This window comes from Nocardioides sambongensis (assembly GCF_006494815.1).
Classification (GTDB): Bacteria; Actinomycetota; Actinomycetes; order Propionibacteriales; family Nocardioidaceae; genus Nocardioides; species Nocardioides sambongensis.
The window spans coordinates 2,708,738-2,725,775 of sequence record NZ_CP041091.1 but is presented as its reverse complement, the minus strand read 5'-3'; the positions used below and the strand labels follow the sequence as shown (position 1 = coordinate 2,725,775).

At 67.4% G+C, this 17,038-nt stretch carries 15 protein-coding genes; 6 read left to right on the top strand and 9 right to left on the bottom strand.

Features of this window, described 5'->3' with window-relative positions:
- Together FIV43_RS12900 and FIV43_RS12895 are read right to left on the bottom strand one after the other, a co-directional pair.
- Positions 1–1,656 carry a Mu transposase C-terminal domain-containing protein gene (locus FIV43_RS12900; RefSeq protein WP_231123962.1) on the bottom strand — a complete coding sequence of 552 codons (1,656 nt, stop codon included), beginning with the start codon at positions 1,654–1,656 and terminating at the stop codon, positions 1–3.
- 5 nt (positions 1,657–1,661) lie between these two features.
- On the bottom strand, positions 1,662–1,877 hold the full coding sequence (locus FIV43_RS12895) for a hypothetical protein (protein WP_141014462.1): 216 nt from the start codon (positions 1,875–1,877) through the stop codon (positions 1,662–1,664).
- A 1,207-nt stretch (positions 1,878–3,084) separates the two neighbouring features.
- On the opposite strand from FIV43_RS12895, the gene FIV43_RS21040 reads away from it, so the two are divergent.
- Both FIV43_RS21040 and FIV43_RS12885 read left to right on the top strand, forming a co-directional pair.
- On the top strand, positions 3,085–3,507 hold the full coding sequence (locus tag FIV43_RS21040) for a hypothetical protein (protein WP_196780780.1): 423 nt from the start codon (positions 3,085–3,087) through the stop codon (positions 3,505–3,507).
- A gap of 810 nt (positions 3,508–4,317) precedes the next feature.
- Entirely contained in the window at positions 4,318–4,611 is a 294-nt protein-coding gene (locus tag FIV43_RS12885; RefSeq protein WP_141014461.1) for a hypothetical protein, read from the top strand.
- 145 nt (positions 4,612–4,756) lie between these two features.
- Here FIV43_RS12885 and FIV43_RS12880 read toward each other — a convergent pair whose 3' ends face one another.
- Complete coding sequence (locus FIV43_RS12880) at positions 4,757–5,104, bottom strand: hypothetical protein (protein WP_141014460.1); 348 nt, start codon at positions 5,102–5,104, stop codon at positions 4,757–4,759.
- 491 nt (positions 5,105–5,595) lie between these two features.
- On the opposite strand from FIV43_RS12880, the gene FIV43_RS12875 reads away from it, so the two are divergent.
- Complete coding sequence (locus FIV43_RS12875; RefSeq protein WP_141014459.1) at positions 5,596–6,966, top strand: type II toxin-antitoxin system HipA family toxin; 1,371 nt, start codon at positions 5,596–5,598, stop codon at positions 6,964–6,966.
- 218 nt (positions 6,967–7,184) lie between these two features.
- Here the strand turns inward: FIV43_RS12875 and FIV43_RS12870 are convergent, their stop codons facing one another.
- The 5 genes from FIV43_RS12870 to FIV43_RS12850 all read right to left on the bottom strand — a co-directional run bounded on the left by FIV43_RS12870 (position 7,185) and on the right by FIV43_RS12850 (position 12,553).
- Positions 7,185–7,535 (bottom strand): hypothetical protein, encoded by a 351-nt coding sequence (locus FIV43_RS12870; RefSeq protein WP_141014458.1) that lies wholly within the window; start codon positions 7,533–7,535, stop codon positions 7,185–7,187.
- Positions 7,536–7,756: 221 nt separating this feature from the next.
- Entirely contained in the window at positions 7,757–8,305 is a 549-nt protein-coding gene (locus FIV43_RS23840; RefSeq protein ID WP_141014457.1) for a zinc-ribbon domain-containing protein, read from the bottom strand.
- Positions 8,306–8,379: 74 nt separating this feature from the next.
- Positions 8,380–10,344, bottom strand: a complete 1,965-nt coding sequence (locus FIV43_RS12860) for a hypothetical protein (RefSeq protein ID WP_141014456.1) — start codon at positions 10,342–10,344, stop codon at positions 8,380–8,382.
- A gap of 236 nt (positions 10,345–10,580) precedes the next feature.
- Entirely contained in the window at positions 10,581–11,216 is a 636-nt protein-coding gene (locus FIV43_RS12855) for a hypothetical protein (protein ID WP_141014455.1), read from the bottom strand.
- 41 nt (positions 11,217–11,257) lie between these two features.
- Positions 11,258–12,553, bottom strand: coding sequence for a hypothetical protein (locus FIV43_RS12850; RefSeq protein ID WP_141014454.1), 1,296 nt, complete (start codon positions 12,551–12,553; stop codon positions 11,258–11,260).
- Between the two features lie 370 nt (positions 12,554–12,923).
- Here FIV43_RS12850 and FIV43_RS12845 point away from each other — a divergent pair, with 370 nt between their 5' ends.
- The 3 genes from FIV43_RS12845 (at position 12,924) to FIV43_RS22480 (ending at position 15,846) form a co-directional block, all read left to right on the top strand.
- Positions 12,924–13,349: a hypothetical protein gene (locus tag FIV43_RS12845; protein ID WP_141014453.1), complete on the top strand. Its 426-nt coding sequence runs from the start codon at positions 12,924–12,926 to the stop codon at positions 13,347–13,349.
- 1,040 nt (positions 13,350–14,389) lie between these two features.
- The gene (locus tag FIV43_RS12840) at positions 14,390–14,857 is read left to right on the top strand and encodes a hypothetical protein (RefSeq protein ID WP_141014452.1); all 468 of its coding nucleotides are present in this window, start codon (positions 14,390–14,392) and stop codon (positions 14,855–14,857) included.
- Positions 14,858–14,931: 74 nt separating this feature from the next.
- A complete protein-coding gene (locus FIV43_RS22480) occupies positions 14,932–15,846 on the top strand; it encodes a DUF480 domain-containing protein (RefSeq protein WP_141014451.1) in 915 nt (304 codons plus the stop codon).
- A gap of 396 nt (positions 15,847–16,242) precedes the next feature.
- On the opposite strand, the gene FIV43_RS23835 is transcribed toward FIV43_RS22480, so the two are convergent.
- Positions 16,243–16,797, bottom strand: coding sequence for an AAA family ATPase (locus tag FIV43_RS23835; protein WP_407938900.1), 555 nt, complete (start codon positions 16,795–16,797; stop codon positions 16,243–16,245).
- Positions 16,798–17,038 lie beyond the last annotated feature (241 nt).

The window sequence follows — 17,038 nt, the reverse complement described above, 5'->3', positions numbered from 1 at the left end:
TCACAGCGGGAGGGTCGGTTGGCCGGGGTCCTCGCCGATGTAGCTGGCCAGGGCCTCGTCGTTGCTGGTGAACAAGTCGGAGTAGTCGCCGGGCACGGCGGCCTCGCTGGTGGAGGGGGTGGGGACGGTGTGGTACTTGCCCTTCTTGTTCTTGGCGATGCGGATCGCGCCGTCGTGATTGTGTCGGACGCGGTTGGCGACGGTGAACCGCTGCTGGGCGGCCTGTCGTGCCTGCTTGCGGCGGGCCAGGAACTCCTCGGTCTGGTCGGCGTTCAACGCATTCTTGGGGTAGGCGGTGCCGAGGTGTTCGCCGTCGAGGAAGACCTCGATGTAGCTGCGGTCGTGGGGCAGGTGGCGGATCTCGACCTTGCGACCCGCGAAGGCGTTCATGTCGCGGTCGGGGATGACCCAGTCGATGGTGTCGAACCGGATGCCGTTCTTGCTGACCTTGCAGGCGTGCTTGGCGGTCAGGAAGTCCTGCCACAGCTGTTCGGGGGGAACCTCGGTGGTTGGGTACGGGTCGGACTGCCACATTTGCAGCGGTGTCTGCTGGGTGGTGCTGATGACGTGGTTGATGGCGTAGGTGTCGGCCCAATCGGCCAGCCAGACCAGGAGCTCGTCCTCGCTGGTCGCGTGGGTTGCCAAGGCGCTGTTGCCGCGCAGGTCGTGGGGCCCGTCGGTGTAGCCGGGGAGCTCGGCCAGGGCGGGCTTGAGGGTGCGGAAGAAGCGTTCGACGCGGCCCTTGAGGTGGGGTGCGTAGGCAGGCAGCGCGACCGGATTGATCCCGAGCCGGTTGCACGACTCGTTCATCAGGTCGGAGAGGAACTCCAGCCCTCGGTCCCACACAACCCGTACGGGGAGTCCCCCGACCACGGTGGTGCCGTCGGGGGCGGTGCGCAGGGTGATGGCCTGCATCAGTGCGACGCGGACCTCTTCAGCGGTGGGCCGGCCGAAGGTCACGACCCAGGAGAGCAGGAACCGGGTGCGTCCGTCGAGAACCACGGTCAGCCACGGCTTGACCGCCTGGGTGTGACCGTTGGGCACGACGTAGAGGGGGAGCTCGGAGTGGTCCATGAGCAGGTCGCTGAGCCGGTGGGGATAGGAGTTGCTGAGATAGACCTGCGCATTGCGATAGCCCTGGGTTCCTTCGCGTGCGTAGGCGAGCTGGCCGCTTCCCATGACGCGGTGGACCACCCGCCGGAACGTGCGGATGCTGGGGAGCTGGAGGTCCGGGCAGTCCTTCGCGAGCAGCCTCAGGGCGGCGGCCATGTTCCCCGCGCAGAGGAACACCGCGGTGCTCACGACCGCCTCGTCCAACACGGTCGTCGTGGCTCGTCCATCCCACGCGTCCCGGTCGTCCCGGTCGCAGACGGCGTTGCCGCGCTCGCCCAGGGCGCAGTGGGCCGCGTGGGCGGCGTAGGCGGTCCGAACCACTCGGTTCGGGCGGTTCGGGCGGGCCGGAAGGGGTGTGTGGGCGGGGTCGGTCGGGTGCGTGGCGGCGAGGGTGCGGCGGATGTGGCGCGTGGAGTAGCCCGAGGTCTGGGCGTGCTGACGGACCAGGGCGGGGGTCACGGTGCCACCCTCGGCCTGGATCAGGCAGAGGGCATCGATCACTTCGTTGAGGAGCGGGCGCAGGTGCTTGGGCTTGTTGGACATGGTGGTCACTTCCGGTAGGGGGTGGTCTCGAGGGCGACTGCCTCGAGGGCGGGGTCGATGAACATCGACGATGCGGAGTCGAACGTGGAGAGCAATCGCGCACCGAGGAACTTCTCGGGCCAGATCTCGGCCGCGGCGAGGACGTAGCCGGCGACCTGCAGGCGGGTCCGGGTCAGGTCGAGCACGCGGGGGCTGCCGGTCTTGATCTCGTCGAGCAGCACGCGGCCCGTGGGGTCGCGCCAGAGCAGATCGACCCGCCCGGTGCCGAGTCGGTTCTCGGAGCCGATGTACTTCCACTCGGGGGCAGTGCGAGGTGGGTGAAGTACGAGCTGACGGCGGCGAGCAGGTTTTGCCGGTGTGCCCGCGCCTCGACCGGCCGGAACCCGCTCAGCACCGAGGACACCGCCCGCGTGATGTCGGGCCAGGTCGGAGGGATGCCGCGGGCGGCGAGCGCGGCGATGGCGTGATGGGCGCGCGAACCCACGTCGGCCGCGCGGGAGAGGCCCTCGTCGTGTGGGGGGATGGTGGTGTCGTAGTTGGGGAACATGCTCGGCGACCGTCGCCACGACGCCCGAGCGTGCAATACCGGCACGTCCCCACCCCGACGGGCGCTTTCGGCCGCGGCGCCTCGAACGCGTGCACCCCGGGCGTGCTCGGGCCGGCCCCCGGGAACCGGCTCGGACCGGCAGGGCTCAAGGTGCCGAACGTGCCGGACGACTGGACCGGGGACGGGACTGGAGACGGGACTGGAGACGGGACCGGAGATGAGGCCGACCAGTCGGCTGGCGACCGTGCTGGCGCGCTCGGGGCGGGCCAGACCGTGGAACGCGCCCCCGCGTCAGTTGGCGCGGACGGACGTGGCTCGGCTCAGGCGAAGACCCGATCCGTACCAACACGGTGGTCCTCGAACCAGCCCCCGACGCAGGGAGGTCTGGAAGCTGGCGCGGTGCATCCGCCGAACCGACCGGGAGGCGCAACTGTGGCCGGACGCCCTACGCCGAACCGGCGAGGTTCTGGGAAGGCCGGTAGACGGTCGCGAGCACCGCGCAGGCCGCGACGCTGGGCGGCGACGCGGCAGGTCGGCAGTGAGGACACCACGTCACCAGCCGACCACCAACGCGGAGCCCACCTCAACCATGGGGCACATCGTCCACCGAACCGTCAGGTTCGCGGGACGAGCCTTTCGGCGACTACCTCCCAACCGTTGCAAGTCCCAGGATCGTCAGACGCACCTACTCCCGCACGCCCCCAATGGCTGTGTTCGCCGCCTGCCGGCACCATTCGGGACCCGACGTGCGACATCGAGCTTGGAGAAGGAGGAACGTGGTGAATCCTTGTGGACCGGCCTCGAGAAGATGTGCGGCACCGCCGATCGCTTCTTCCTAGCCGATCGGTTCTTCCTACACAGAGTCTGCGTGCTTTTCGGGTATGAGCATCCTTGGCCGCCACCCGGTACGCAGCATGTCGGTGACCGCGGCCGGCGCCCGGGGCGTCGCTGGACTGGTCGCGGACGCGGAGCGCGGCGAGGACACCATCATCGAGCGGCACGGCCGTGCCGTCGCCGCTGTCATCTCGTTCCAGCACTTCGCCGAACTCAACAACCTTCGCGTGGATCTGACCGCCGCCGGTCTGGTCCTAGCCCGCGAGCTCACCGACACCGGACGCCGAACCGACCTCGACGACGCCATCGTGGCCTTCGGGTTCGACCGCGCCGACCTCGAGACCGAACTCGAGACCGACCTCGAGACCGAGCGCGAGACCGAGGCCGAGGTCGAGCTTGAGGCTGAGGCCGAGGTCGACGCTGACATCGACATCGACATCGCCGCCGGTCGCGAGGACTCCCGGGCATGACCCGTTGTCGCCCAGATTCCGACCCGGTAGCGGTGGGGTGCGGTTGGTGCTCCCTCCGACGGTACGACCCAGAGCGGCCCGACCGACGACTTCCAACCGCCCCACCGCGGCATCGGTCACCGCGTCCGTCGCCCCCTGACCGACGGCGAACTCAACACCATCCGCGACGCAGCACGTCGACGCGGCAAGCACGGCGGCCTCGACGGCGCATTTCGCGCCACCTGGGATCTCTTGCTCGGCGAAGCCGAAGGCATGACGATGGCCGAAGCCCACGAACGCGGGCACCGCTTCCACCCCGCCGAGTACGCCATCCCGCGCTCACAGAGTCACGAGCTGATGCGTATCTGGATCGACCTGCGCGGGCCCCGCTACGTCAAGAAGTCCGCCGCCGGCCTCCTGTGGCTCAACATGGGGCCTGGAAGAGCGGGGCGAAGCAGAGCCACACCACGAGGGCGTCCTACGACGACACCGACCAACAGGTCGGTGTTCAGGCCGGAACGGACCTCAAGCCGGAGTCTTCCGAGTAGAACCCTAGTTTCCGACCGAGACGGGCGTGACCGGGAGGATTGGACACTCCCGCCAGATGCCGCATCTCGCGGCCGAGCTTCCCTTCCAATGCTCGCGACCATCGCCCGACCATCGCCCGACCATCGCCCGACCATCGCGCGACCGAAGTGCATGGCCGCCGAACTCAAGCCGAGACAGGCTGGACAGACCCTGCGAGGGCGTTCGGTCCATCGGGTCCGCCGTGAGAGTGGACGTTCGGGTGCGGTTCTGTCGACCTAATGCGGCGGAGGGTGACGATCGGGGATGGACGTGAACGAGCTGCGGTCCGGCGAGACCGGCTGTTGGGTGGTGTGCACGGTCGGTTCGATCCACTACGTGGATCTCGATCGTTGGTTGTACATGCGTGTTCCTGGCGAGGGCAGGAGCGCGATGGAAGGGGATCGAGAGTGGCTCCGACTGCTGCGCATCGAGCGGTGGCCGCGGGTGGGTGGTTCCTTCCTGCTGTTCGTCGACCCGCCCGATGAAGAGCTGGCACGCACGACGGAGTTGTGGCGCATCTCCTCGGAGGTGATGTCGATCGAGAGGCAGCCCTTGTGACCAGCTTGTTGACCGTGCTGACCGTGGGGATGGAGCACTGGGCGTGGGCCCCAGAGGCCGGCTGACGGCTCGACCCAGCCGGCTCCTGCTACGCCGTAGCGATGGCTCCGTGTGTGCGTCACGATGCTGGTCTCCGGTCCCGATCTCAGTCCCGGTTGGGAGGTGGCCATTGGAGAGCTCGGCCCACGACGAGTGTCGCCGCCGCGGCCCAGACCGGTTGCGGCATCCAGGCGTGACCGTTGAGGCAGGAGGACCACAGTTGCTTGGAGAAGCCGAAGCGTTCGGTCAGTCTCGCGGCGTCGTGGGGGCGGGCGTGGGTTCTGATCAGGCAGGCGATGGTGTGTTGTGCCTGGGCGACCTGCCGGGACCGCTCGTCTCCTTCTGCCGGCAGATGGGAAGCGAGATCCGGCCGCTGCCCGAACTCGTGAGGATTGGTGAAGTACGCCCTCGGATAGAGAAGGCGGGTGTCGAGGCGTCGGCGTCGTGCAGGCATGGGGCGGACCGTGACTCCGTGAACGGTGCGTGCAATGGCTCGGCGGATGGAATGACAGACGGGTCGACGGGAGGCTTGGACGGATGGCTCGGCGGCTGGCCGGTGACGACTCCGCGCTCCGGTCGCGCTCCGGTGGCGCTCCGGTGCGGTGCGGTCGCGCTCCGGTGGTGTGGTGCGGTGTGGTGTTGATCGCTGCCCGATCGGATCGGTGCCGGCGGTCCTGCTGGGTCGGAGGCGGTACCGACCGGCCGACCGGCCGACCGGCCGAGTGATCCAAAGGTCAGCACAGCCGTGTCGGGCCGTGAACCGGCGGGACGGAACGTCCACTCAGCCCGCTCGTTCACTGGACAGTCCGCGCCAGCTCGGCTGCAGGCTCGGCGATCACAAGTGCGGCGAGCACACTGACCGAGAGCGGGCCCCAGCGCGGCCCTCGGGGTGGCCCAGAGTTCGGCGTCGAGGCGGCGGAGCGGGGCTCGATCGGAATCGGAGGCGTGTTGACCGGACCGGAGCCGAGCGACCCGGCACGCGGAGCGTGGTGGCTGGAGCAGGACACCATCCGCGCGCTGATGGCGATCGATCGTGCCGATGTGTACAAGGCCGGTCGTCTCGCGGCTCACCTGAGCCTCACCCCGGACGGGGGCGTGGAGTTCGGATACACCCGGGAGTGGCTGCGCAACCGGGGCGCCGCGATCGCCACGACTCTGCCCCTACGACCCGCACCGGTTCGTGGGGACCGGGTGCCGGTGTTCTTCGCCGGCTTGCTGCCCGAGGGCCGACGCTTTCAGACGCTTCTCGGTGCCGTCCGAAGGGCCGGGCACGGCACCGGGCCGGGCGGTCGCGCCGGCACGCCAGGCCCGCGTGCCCCGCTCGACCTTCGGCCCGAGCAACCACCTACCCCGGGCGAGGAGTTCCGCCTCCTCCTGGCCGTGGGCAGCAACACCGTCGGCGACGTCCAAGTCGTGCCCGCCGATCACCCACCAGCATGGGCGAGGCCGTGCCTACGTGGGCCTGACTTCGCCCACTTCTCCCAGATGTCCTTCACAGATCTGGTCACTGCTCTCGGGACGCAGGTGGACCCGGTCGCCCTGCCTGGCGTGCAGGACAAGGTCTCCGCCGGCCTCACCCACGATGCGTGCAGAGTCGCCAAAGATGGCGGCGAGCAGCACCTGCTGCTCAAGCTGGTGGCGCCGCGGTACCGCTACCTCGTCGAGAACGAGCACTTCTTCCTCACCGCCGCCCGTGGTCACGGCATCCCCGCGCCCACCACACGGATCGTGCACGACAGCGACGGTGCTGCTGCGCTGGCGGTGTCCAGGTTCGACCGTGTCCTCACGTCCGAAGGGGTGCAGGCGTTGCCGGTCGAGGACGGCTGCCAGGTCCTCGGTCTGCGGCCGGAAGCGAAGTACACTGTCGGCACCGGGCAGGTACTGGCTGCACTGGCAGCGGTGTGCGAAGACCCCGCGGCCGCAGCCGAGCAACTCCTTGCCCAGGTCGTGTTCGCCTATCTGAGCGTGAACGGCGACGCGCACGCCAAGAACTTCTCCATCCTCGGCGACCACGATGGCCGCTGGCGACCCTCCCCGGCCTACGACCTGCCCTCCACCTTCTTCTACGGCCAACACACCGCCGCGCTCGGTGTCGCGGGAATACGCGGCCCCAACATCACCGGCCGCAGATTCATCGCCCTCGCCGAACAGCATCTCGGGCTCTGCGCCACGAGGGCCCGACAAACCATCGACCGGGTAGCCGCTACCGCCGACCACTGGCTGACCGCGGTCGACCAACTGCCCTTCGACCGCCGGCGAGCCACAAAGTTCCGCAGGGTCGTCCGCACCCGCCAGCAGTTCCTCATGCTCCACTAGCACCAGTCCTGGAGCCAGCCCGGAGTCAGCCCGGAGTCAGCGCCAACCAGCGCCAGACCAGTGCCGTTTCGCCAAGGCGACCCGGGCTTATAGCACCGTATAGCAGCTAGAGCACCGTCGTGCGAAGGCCATCGCTCACGCGACGTCCCCCACGACGGCTGGCGGTGTCCGGCACCAGGGACGCGGTGGACGTCACCCGTTCGCGCAGCAATCGCGGCCTACGTCGGGTCCGTGTGTGTTTCTGTGGGCGGCGCTGCTGGGGCGATGAGGTCGATCCGGCCGCCGTGCCGCAGATGGACCCGCCAGGCTGGGCCGAGGGCACGAATCCAGTAGGCGAGTGCGCGCCAGTCCCAGTCGGGCCCGGCGCCGTTGGTGAGGGCGATGACGTCGACGGGATGTCCGTCGAGGGCCTTGGGCCACCGTTCGCACTTCCAGGGCAGTGCCTGCTCCCACAGGTCGGTCCCGCCTGCGGGCGACCAGGCGAGTTGCTCGTCGGTGAGGTCGGTGTCCCAGAGGGCGTCGAGCTCCTCGGAGGATTCGTAGGCGTGTGGTTCGCGGGGGTCACTCACTACTACTCCTCTGCGGGGGGATACCTGCTCGCGTTGTTCTGGCCGGTCTTGGCCTGGTGACCGGCAGGGAATCGGTCGGGTACGCGGCGCGGAGCCCGTCCGGTCGGTGCTTTCGGCTGCCGGTGGATGAAGAAGGCGTTCGGTTACGGTTCCGCCGCAGCCAAGGTCTATGCGGATCCCGTGCGCCGTCGAGTCCTCACTCCTCCCAGTCTGCGCCGTGGCTAGCGGGCCCGTCGACCCGGTGGAGACGGCCGTCGATCCACCACTGCTGCGCCGTTCGGGTAGTGCAGGGCCGGGCCGTCGAGACGGTGCAGGTTCCCAGCCGGGCAGCGCCAGACTTGGTTGCCCGAGCATGCGGGGCAGCCGGTACCTTTACGGTGCCGGTTCTTGCCGGACGCTGCCCATTGGTGGTCTGGGCCTGCTGGGCAGATCCAGTAGAACTTCGTGGTCGCACCGGGCAAGACGCTGTCCGGGTCATCACGGTTCCGCTCCCAATCCCACTGTTCCAACAGGTCTGGACGAATCGCGGCGAGAGACGTCTCCCCAGGGATGGCGCGTCTTCCGGCACAGAACGGGCATCCCTGCCCCAGGGTGGTCCTCCCTTGAACCGGCGCCTCCCAACGGTGTTCGACAGCGCATATCCACGGGAACTTCCGAGACGACCGCGGCGCAACCTCACTTGGCCCTACTCCAGCCCGACCCGAGTCAAACTCGGCGGCAACCAGCGGATACTCAGACAGGAGCGAGTGTGAGCGTTGCTTCGAAGGCACCGAGAGACGGTGCCGCCGAATGGACCCTGGGCAGTGGAGGACCCCCACGTGCAGCTGCACGTGGGGGTCTCTGCTCAGTAGGCGATGCCAGCGAACGGCGAGCGGGACGGTCGCGCCGGCAGGATCGGATCACCTGTCTGCGTGTAGGACGCCAGCGGCTTCACCTTCCCAACCTCGATGGCCTTCTCAGAAAGCAGGTCATAGTACTGACCCCGCAGGCCCTCTGGGTTGGAGTCGAAACGCATCGGGACGAACGGTATGTCCGAGGAGTTTCGCGTCTTCAAGAAGATCAGGCGCGCTCGATCATCTTCCAGACGCATCTTCTTGGTGACCGGATCGACGATCTTCGAGTTGGCCTGGGGCCGGGAACGGTGCGCGACCGTCAGACTGGACAAATGATTCGCAAGGACCCCCGAACCGCGGACCTCCCCTCGGACGGGAACAACGAAGTCCCCAGTCTTGACGGACCATCCTGGTGCTCCATCAGCGTTCTCCACCGTGAAGTCACCTGCCGACATTCCCTTGATCTCGGGATTGTAAAACTCGGGACGGGTGAGCTTCCGCAACTGGACGAAAGTGAGAACCGCAGGCTTGAAATTCTCCATCCCGGTCGGCCAGGTCATGCCGGCGTACTCGGAAAAGGATTCTCCTGAGAACTGCTCCATTTCCTGGATGCGCCAGCCGCACAAGCCACGCATGATCAGATTGGCGGTGTTCTCGATGGCGGTGGTGTCGCCGCCTTCGCCTGCCTCAACGATTCCGCCGATGTAGTCGAGGACAATGAACTCAGGAAGTCCGCAGTCCACGATCGGTCGGCCGGTTGCTTTGGACAGGTGGTAGGCGTCAATGACGCAGTCCCACACTGCTTGAACGAACCGTCGGCGTGATGCTCCGACGTCGGCGATGACGACGTTGTCGCGGAGGTGGTGAAAGGGCTGGCCTTTGGATAGGCCCGCGGCCTTGTACACGATCTTGGGCGCCTCTTCGGTAATGGCGATGAGGACTTTGGCGTGTTCGTGGCCCCACCCGTTGACGAGGTCTTCGGCGGCGGCGGTGATGAGTCGGCGGGAGAGCGCTGACTTTCCGTGGCCGGTTCCTGCGGCGATGGCGTGGAACTCTCCAGGTGCCCAGGCGCCTAGTGCTTCGGCTGGTTTGCCGTAGGCGTCTTTGAGGGTGAAGACGTAGTCGAGGGTGCGGTAGCCGGAGGAGATCCGGTAGGTGGGTCGTTCCGCTTCGGCTTCTTCGTCTTGAAGTTCCCACGCGCCGGCGGACTGGGAGAACGTGGAGTTCACGATGGTCTTCTGGGTGGTGGGTGGTTCGAGTGCGGTGAAGACCTTCATGAGTTCGTCGGCTGGGAGGTCGGACTCGATGGCGTCGATGAGCGTTCGAGCTCCGTCTTTGGCGGACGTCTTCTGGATCTGGTCGCACAGCGCGCGCCACGTGCTGGTGGGGTTGGTTGGGGTGGAGTCGACCTGGATGCGAGCCCGGATCGTCTTCACCTCGGTGACAACCTTGGGGTGGGCGGCTTCGAGGTCGGGAAGGTCGTCGATGTCGAAGTCGCCGTCGGGGTTGTCTCCCGCAACGGCGACGAAGACCTCTCCTACTCGCTTGAAGGTACGGCGCGTTGTTTCGTCCAGGTACCCCATCGCCTTGTCCGAACCAAGGAGGTACCGGACGAGGTCGGTCACTTCGTCACCGACGCGGCCGTGCGCGGCCGCGAAGCAGCTGCGGAGCGTGTCGATGACCCGGTTGGTCATCTCCGGGTCCGCTTCAGTTCCGCGCCGTTCTCCGCGGCCGTCCCGGAAGGGCAGGTCGAGGTCTGCGGCCGCAAAGTCAGGTGCGAACTCGTCGGCGAACTCGTGGGGAAGCTCGGCGGCCGTCGCGGCCACCTCGTCCCACGCGAGGTCGACGCCTTCGGGGTAGGTGTTGTGGTCGAGCGGCTCGTCTGCGACGAACGACGCTTCGTCGGCGGGCATCCAGTCCTCGTCGAGAACGGGAACTCCACCCGGAATCGGGGCATCGTGGTCCGTGTCATTCATCGACAAGGCTCCTTCTGGGTCGGTTGTGGTTACCCGAAGGACCGTTGGGGCGGTGCGGACTGCAACCAACCATCTGCCGGCGTGCGTTGTTGACCTCGACTCGTTTGCCCGACTCCTGCTCGCGCGTCGGGCTTCGTGCAGGCGGGCGGCCAGCTGGTGGAGGGCCTACCGGTCGAGCTGACGTCGTGCCGCCGGTGTGCCGTCGAACTTGCTCAGTGGTGCCCGTCGACCAGGTGCTAGCACGATGGGGTGACGTCGGCGTCGACTTCCGTGCCGCACATCGCGATCTCCCACGGTACGTTCAGGACGTAGGTCTCGTCGTCGGCGGTGTAGGTGATGTCGAAGCTGGTGGCGAGGCCGCCCTTCTCGTCCGCGTAGGCGGTGAGGAGGAGTTCGGTGTAGTCGTATCCGGACCCGGTCCGAGTGCTGCACGGCTGGTCGACGGTTGCATCCTCGAGGGGCTGCACTTCTCCGGCGAGTGGATCCGGGTTGCCTGAGTAGCTCTCTGCGAACTGCGGTGGCGTTCCGCGCGCCCCGAGGAGCGGGGCGGTCGACTCTCCTGGTGCGGCGGCTTCGCGGAGAGCAGGCGTCATTCGCCGGATCACACCGGTCACGCCCTGTGGTGCCGGGTCTCCGGTCGCGGTGGCGCCTTGCAGGGTCACCGTGACGTCAGGGTCGTCGACGCAGAGCGCCAACCCGCCGACGGTGAGCGCCCACGTGTCACCGACCCACTTCCGCCGCGGCGGGGCGTAGTCCCCGACGCCTCCGCCGCCCTCTCCGGAGAGTGTCAACGGCCCGTCTTCTCGGGGATGCCCGTCGTCGCCGGTGTCCGCGTCACATCCGGTGAGGACTGCGCACAGCACGGCGAGCACGCCGGCCCGGGCCGCGTAGCGGCTTCGGGCCGGCGGACTTGTCAGTAGCTTCGGGCTCGCCATCCGCGCTCCATCATCTTTCCGGCCAACCCGGGCCAGGTGGTGTCGCCGCAGATCGCTCGCCTCTTGTTCGCTGTGTAGAACAAGCGCGCACCTCTCGAGTATCCCCGCTCGGACTTCAGGTTGAAGCCGAGGACCTTCTCGAACTTCACTCCGTACGAAAGGGTGTAGGACTGCCCGGTTGTCGAACCGCGCCACCACTTGTGGCTCACGACGGGCGCGCACTTGCTCCGCCAGCTCGGACGGGACGAGAGTATGTTCCGGCCGATTCCACCCGTTTGCCCGACTGGAATCAGCTTCTGGCTGAGGATCGTGCCCCACTTGGCGCTGGTGCAGGTCTGCTTCCGGTAGATGACGTGGACGCGATACGAGCGCAGGCGGTGGCTCTTCTGGAACGAGGAGCCCCAGTTGTCGGCGGTCGCGGTGACTCCGCCGCCTTGGTACCAGCCGTCGCCGACGTTGACCGCGGTCCCGAACGAGCTCGACGTGGAGTTGTTGTAGGTCAGCCACGACTTCGATCCCTTGAGCATCGGGTAGCTGGTCCCAACCGTCGCCGACCGGATCCGTTCCTTCTTCGCGAGCGAACAGTTGCTGGCTGCGACGGCGCGAGCGAGGTCGTGTGGCGGCAACGCGCTCATCTCCGAGGCGACGCGAGCGAGCTTCTCGTCTGAGGTTGGCTGCATCCGGGACGTGGCGTGCGGCAGGGCATCGGCCAGAACCTCCTCAACTGGGTTCTCATCACCGTCGAATGCTGCGTAGACGGCGCGGGCAGTCGTCGCTGGTGCCTTCGCGGCGACTGCGCGAGCCTGCGCTGCGGTTCGCTTCGCAGGCGGAACTGACAGCGACTCCGCGGAGTACATCGGTGGCGCCCACTGCTGACTGTTCGCGATGGTCACGCGTCGCACGCTCGACAGCACGGTGCCGTACTTCCCGTGTTCGGCGTCGGCAGCGTCAATGACCACGGTCACGAGGCCGCCTTCGTCGACGTACGCGTCCGGCAGATCCTCGGGTGGGAACCGAACTTCGATCTCGTCGCCGTTGCGGTAGACCGCCTCCGTTGGCAGCACGAAGCGCGAGTACTGCTGACCGCCGGCGAGCTTCGCCAGGCGAGACAGCGCCGGCTCTACGCTCGCGGTCACTGCTCCGTCCGGCAGGTCAGCGGACCCGGTGAGCTTTGCTCGCATCATCAAAGGGTCGCCGCGCTCGGCGTTTGCCGGTGCGCGTACTCCCGCCGAGACCGCGATGAGCAACGACGCTGCGACCGCAACAATCGTCAACAGAGCCAAAGGGACGCGCGTCGCATTCTGACGCATTCTGACCATCTCCCGAGAAGGTGTCGCAGCGTGATGCTGCACGAAGTTGTCAGGCCGCACGCTAACGGCTTCACCTTCTGGACGGTAGGAGAAGTCCACAACACCTGTGGACAACCCGGTACGCCGGCTGTGCGGCATCTGCACTCTCAACGCGACCCCTCCCGACCATCGCCCGGCCATCGCCCGGCCATCGGTCGGTGGTCGCAGGCGACTGTCACAGGCGGCGGGCGCTGCCATCTGTGGCGGCCGGCGGGCCGGGCGTGGGTCGCGATTGTGTGACGCCTGATGGCGGGCACGGTCTGCCACAGCAGCCACCAACCCACCAGGAGGAGCAATGAGTGCAACGACTTCGGTTCCGCACCGCACCCAGACCGACCGGTCCGAGCGGACACCGGTCACGGTCGTCCACTACTTCTACCGTGACGGCGACAACAACAAACAGGGCCGGTACGTAGAACTGCTGGGGGCGCTGAGCGTCGAGCAGTCAGCTCAGGTCAAAGCGGCCCTGGACCTCGGATACCGGTTCGTTCCCGACCAGATCGGGTGGCCTCACCTCGGGGTGGACGCGTGGGACTCGTTCCCCGGCGAGGTCGACCACCCGTGGCACGAGATCGAACTCGATGACGTCCTCATCACCACGACCCGCGAGCCGCTCGCGCGCGAGTCCGTCGACGACTGGGTGACCAGCGTCGTCGAAGCTGCGGCGACCGGGTGGAAGCCCGAGGACCACTCGGTCGAGCAGTACTCGCGCAAGGCGTGACTCGCAGCTTCTGCGCGCCGTCAGCGCGATCGACCGCCAGGGCGCGTCTCGCACCCCACTTCCTCTGACACCCACGCAGAAGGAGGCCCTACGTGGCCATCAGCCCGTCCCAAGTGACCAGCAACGCGAACTCGAAGCTGTGCCAGATCGAACTGCTGCTCGCTGACCGATCCAGGCCCAGTGTTGAGCGGATGGGTCTGCTGCACGAACGGGTGACAGGCTAGTCACCTATCCGTGCAGCAGACCCCTGTGTGAGCCAAGGGCGGATGGGGTTGGCGTTGGATCGCCGTTGGACGACTCGGGCGTCGGGGGCGGATGGCAGAGGTAGTTGGGGCGCCCCGAGATGCGCCTTTCGCCTGTGCTGTCGGTGCCGGTGGGCTCGCCGTTCCACGGCGAATCCAGGCGTGACAATGTCCGGATGACCGTTGGATGGACATTGGATGACCGTTAACAGCTGATGTCAACGGCCAAACAATGTCCACGCTGGATCGGTCAGTAATGTCCTGACGTCGGCCAGCAATGTCCGGGAATCGGTCATGTGGACATTCCAGTAGGGCATGAGACGGCCCGGTCACCGCGATGTGGTGGCCGGGCTGTCGTCGTTGGAGCGGTCTGCGCGGTCGCGGAGTGTCCCGCGTCCGCGGTCCCTGCGCCCGCGCAGCTCAGGGCGCCTGCGAAGGCCCGCAGGAGCATTGAGAGTGGCGCCGGCGTGGTGAGCGGCGGATGGGGGCAGTACGTGGGTATCCGCGCTCGATGCGTGAAACGCGGCGGAGTGCAGCACCCGAGCGCCCGCGATCGGGGCCACCGCGGTGGAGCCCTTCTGCGCCTCCAGGGCGGACCCCAAGCGCAACCGGCAGCCCTGGCGCCAGAGAGTTTGTGGTTCGTGCGCGGCCCTATGCCCGCCTTCACCGCAGCGAACCGTGGTCCTGACGGCCCTCGTAGCCGCCTCCGACGGGCGGTGACTTGATACCAAGCCATGCATCGGTGTCCTCGGCCCCTACCTGCCAAGCATCACCGTTTCTCGGAAGGCGACCATTCCCATGAAACTCGCGAAGACCCTTACCGCCCTTGCAGGGCCCGCCGCGCTCGTTGTCACGCTCAGTGCCTGCGGTAGTGAGTCCGATGGGGACACCGAAGCGGGGGTGTCGGAGACCCCTGACCCTTCCGCTTGCGAGCCCGCCCCGGCTGCGACCGTCGCTGCCATCTCCGAGGGCTTGTATCCGGGGAGCAGATTCAAGCTCACCGACGCGCAGATGGTCGAGACCGACCCCGAGAACGAGCGGAACACCAGCGGCTTCCCCACCCATATCGTCGCGGCAGACATAGACGGCAACGTTGCGACATTCGCGGTGGACTCCGGCACAGCGCCCGGCACGATCCTCGCCATCAATCAGACCGCACAGGACGCGACCACTTGGGGCGACGCGATTGAACCTGGCTCCCGCATGGCCGAGGTCGTGGACCTCATCGCGACCTTCGACGCAACCGCCGCCGCCGAGGCGTGCTGAAGACGAGGGGGCGCATCGCGGCGAAAGGGACGCTGTTCGATCTGCTCGTGCCAAGGCAGATCTAAGGTCGTGACGTGAGCGAACTCCCCGTCCTCGATGCGACTGACCAGCGCATCCTCGGCAGCCTGCTGGAGAAGCAGACGACCGTGCCCGCCACTTATCCCCTCTCCGCGAACGCGCTGGTGTCGGCGTGCAATCAGAGGAGCAGCCGCGACCCCGTCACCGATCTCGACCAGCACACCGTCGAGCGGACCGCGAAGTCGCTCAAGGACCGCGGGCTGCTGCGGATCGTATGGTCCGACACCGGGCGTCGGACACTGAGGTACCACCAGATGCTCCACGAACATCTCGGCCTCGAGCCCGATGAGCGGGCGCTGCTCACGGTGCTACTGCTCCGCGGCGCGCAGGCGCCGGGTGAGCTGCGCACCCGCACCGAGCGGTTGCACGGGTTCGCCGACCGTGGCCAGGTCGAGGAGTGCCTGCGCCGGATGGCGAGCCGCCCGCAACCGCTGGTGTGCGAGCTCGAGCGCCGGTCGGGCCAGCAGGATCCGCGCTGGATTCACCTCCTGGGACCCGTGACGGGGCAGACCTCTGGCGAAACCGGCTCAGCTGAAAGTGCCGACACGTCGCGCGTCCGCGTTACGCAGATCATCGCCGACCTTCGCGTACCCGACCTCCCCGCCTCTAGGAGCTTCTACAGCGACTACCTCGGGTTGGCCGAAGAGGAGTTCAACCTGGGTTGGGTGGCCCGCCACACCTCGCCGGTATCCAGGGCGACGCTCCAGGTGATGACCAGCGATGCCACCGCGCCCGTGGACCCTGTGGTCTCGGTCATGGTCGACGACGTCGAAGCCGCCTACCGCCAAGCACAGGAGCGTGGGTACGAGATCGTGCATCCCCTGACAACCGAGACATGGGGTGTGACTCGCTTCTTCGTCCGCGCTCCCGATGGCAACGTGCTCAACGTCGTTCAGCAGCACGCAGGCTGAGGGTCTCGGTCGGCCGCGGGGTTAAGACGCGACCGGACGGTACGCGGCGGATCGACTGGCCTCTACGCGGCGCTTAGACACGGCCGCGAGCCGCAGACCATTCGCGGGGGAACGACGCAGGTCATCAGTCCCGCAGATCGATGGGCTCGCGGAGCGACCCGGTGCGGGATGGGCTCGCGGAGCGACCCGGTGCGGGATGGGCTCGCGGAGCGACCCGGTGCGGGATGGGCTCGCGGAGCGACCCGGTGCGGGATGGGCTCGCGGAGCGACCCGGTGCGGGATGGGCTCGCGGAGCGACCCGGTGCGGGATGGGCTCGCGGAGCGACCCGGTGCGGGATGGGCTCGCCGAGCGACCCGGTGCGGGATGGGCTCGCCGAGGAGCGGCCATGAGGCGTACTAGGCCCAGCTGCGACCCGCTTGCGTCCATGCATTCATGTCGGTCGGCACCGCTGAGCGCTCAAGCCAAGCGGCGACCTGACGGGCCGTCTCCTCAGGCGGTGCGGAGCCGGACTCCAACTGCAACGCGCCGTCCCAGAACGGGTAATTGGCGACACGCTCACGCAGGCTGCTCTCGTCGAGGTCCGTGGCCTCGCTACGCCCGCGAAACCTAGCAAGTGCCTCATTCCCTGAGACTCTCAACTCGGCAACGCGTAGCGGGGACGGACTAAGGCCGGCCAAGGCCTCCCTCAGCATCATGCGTTGGTCCTTTCGGGCGTAAGTGCACTCGAGTACACAATCGCGGTCGTTCTTCAAGAGCGTCCGCACAAGTGCGTGTGAGGCCTCGTAGCCCAGCAGTCGATCAGAACGAGCTCGGTCGGACGCGGGCAGGAGAAGGTCAAAGACCCCGTCCACTTGAACAAAGGGAACCGGCTGAGCTCGCATTCGCTCGGCGACTAAGCGACCCACGGTCGACTTGCCAGCGCATGGCGGACCAGCGATGACGAGGACCATGGCGCCGGGCACGTGCAGCATTCTGCTACAGGGTGACCATGGCCCACTCATTAGAGCGGCGGTGTGCAGACCGCCACGGACGAGGAGCATCTCGCAAGCGGAACCCCCAAAGACGGTGCCAAAGGCCAGAGGCGTCGACGTCCGACGACCGTTCCGGTTGCCCCGTCCGGAGATGATCCCGGGACCGGGGTGTCATGTCACCTACCCGTGCAGCAGTCCCCACATCTCAGGGTGCAGCCAC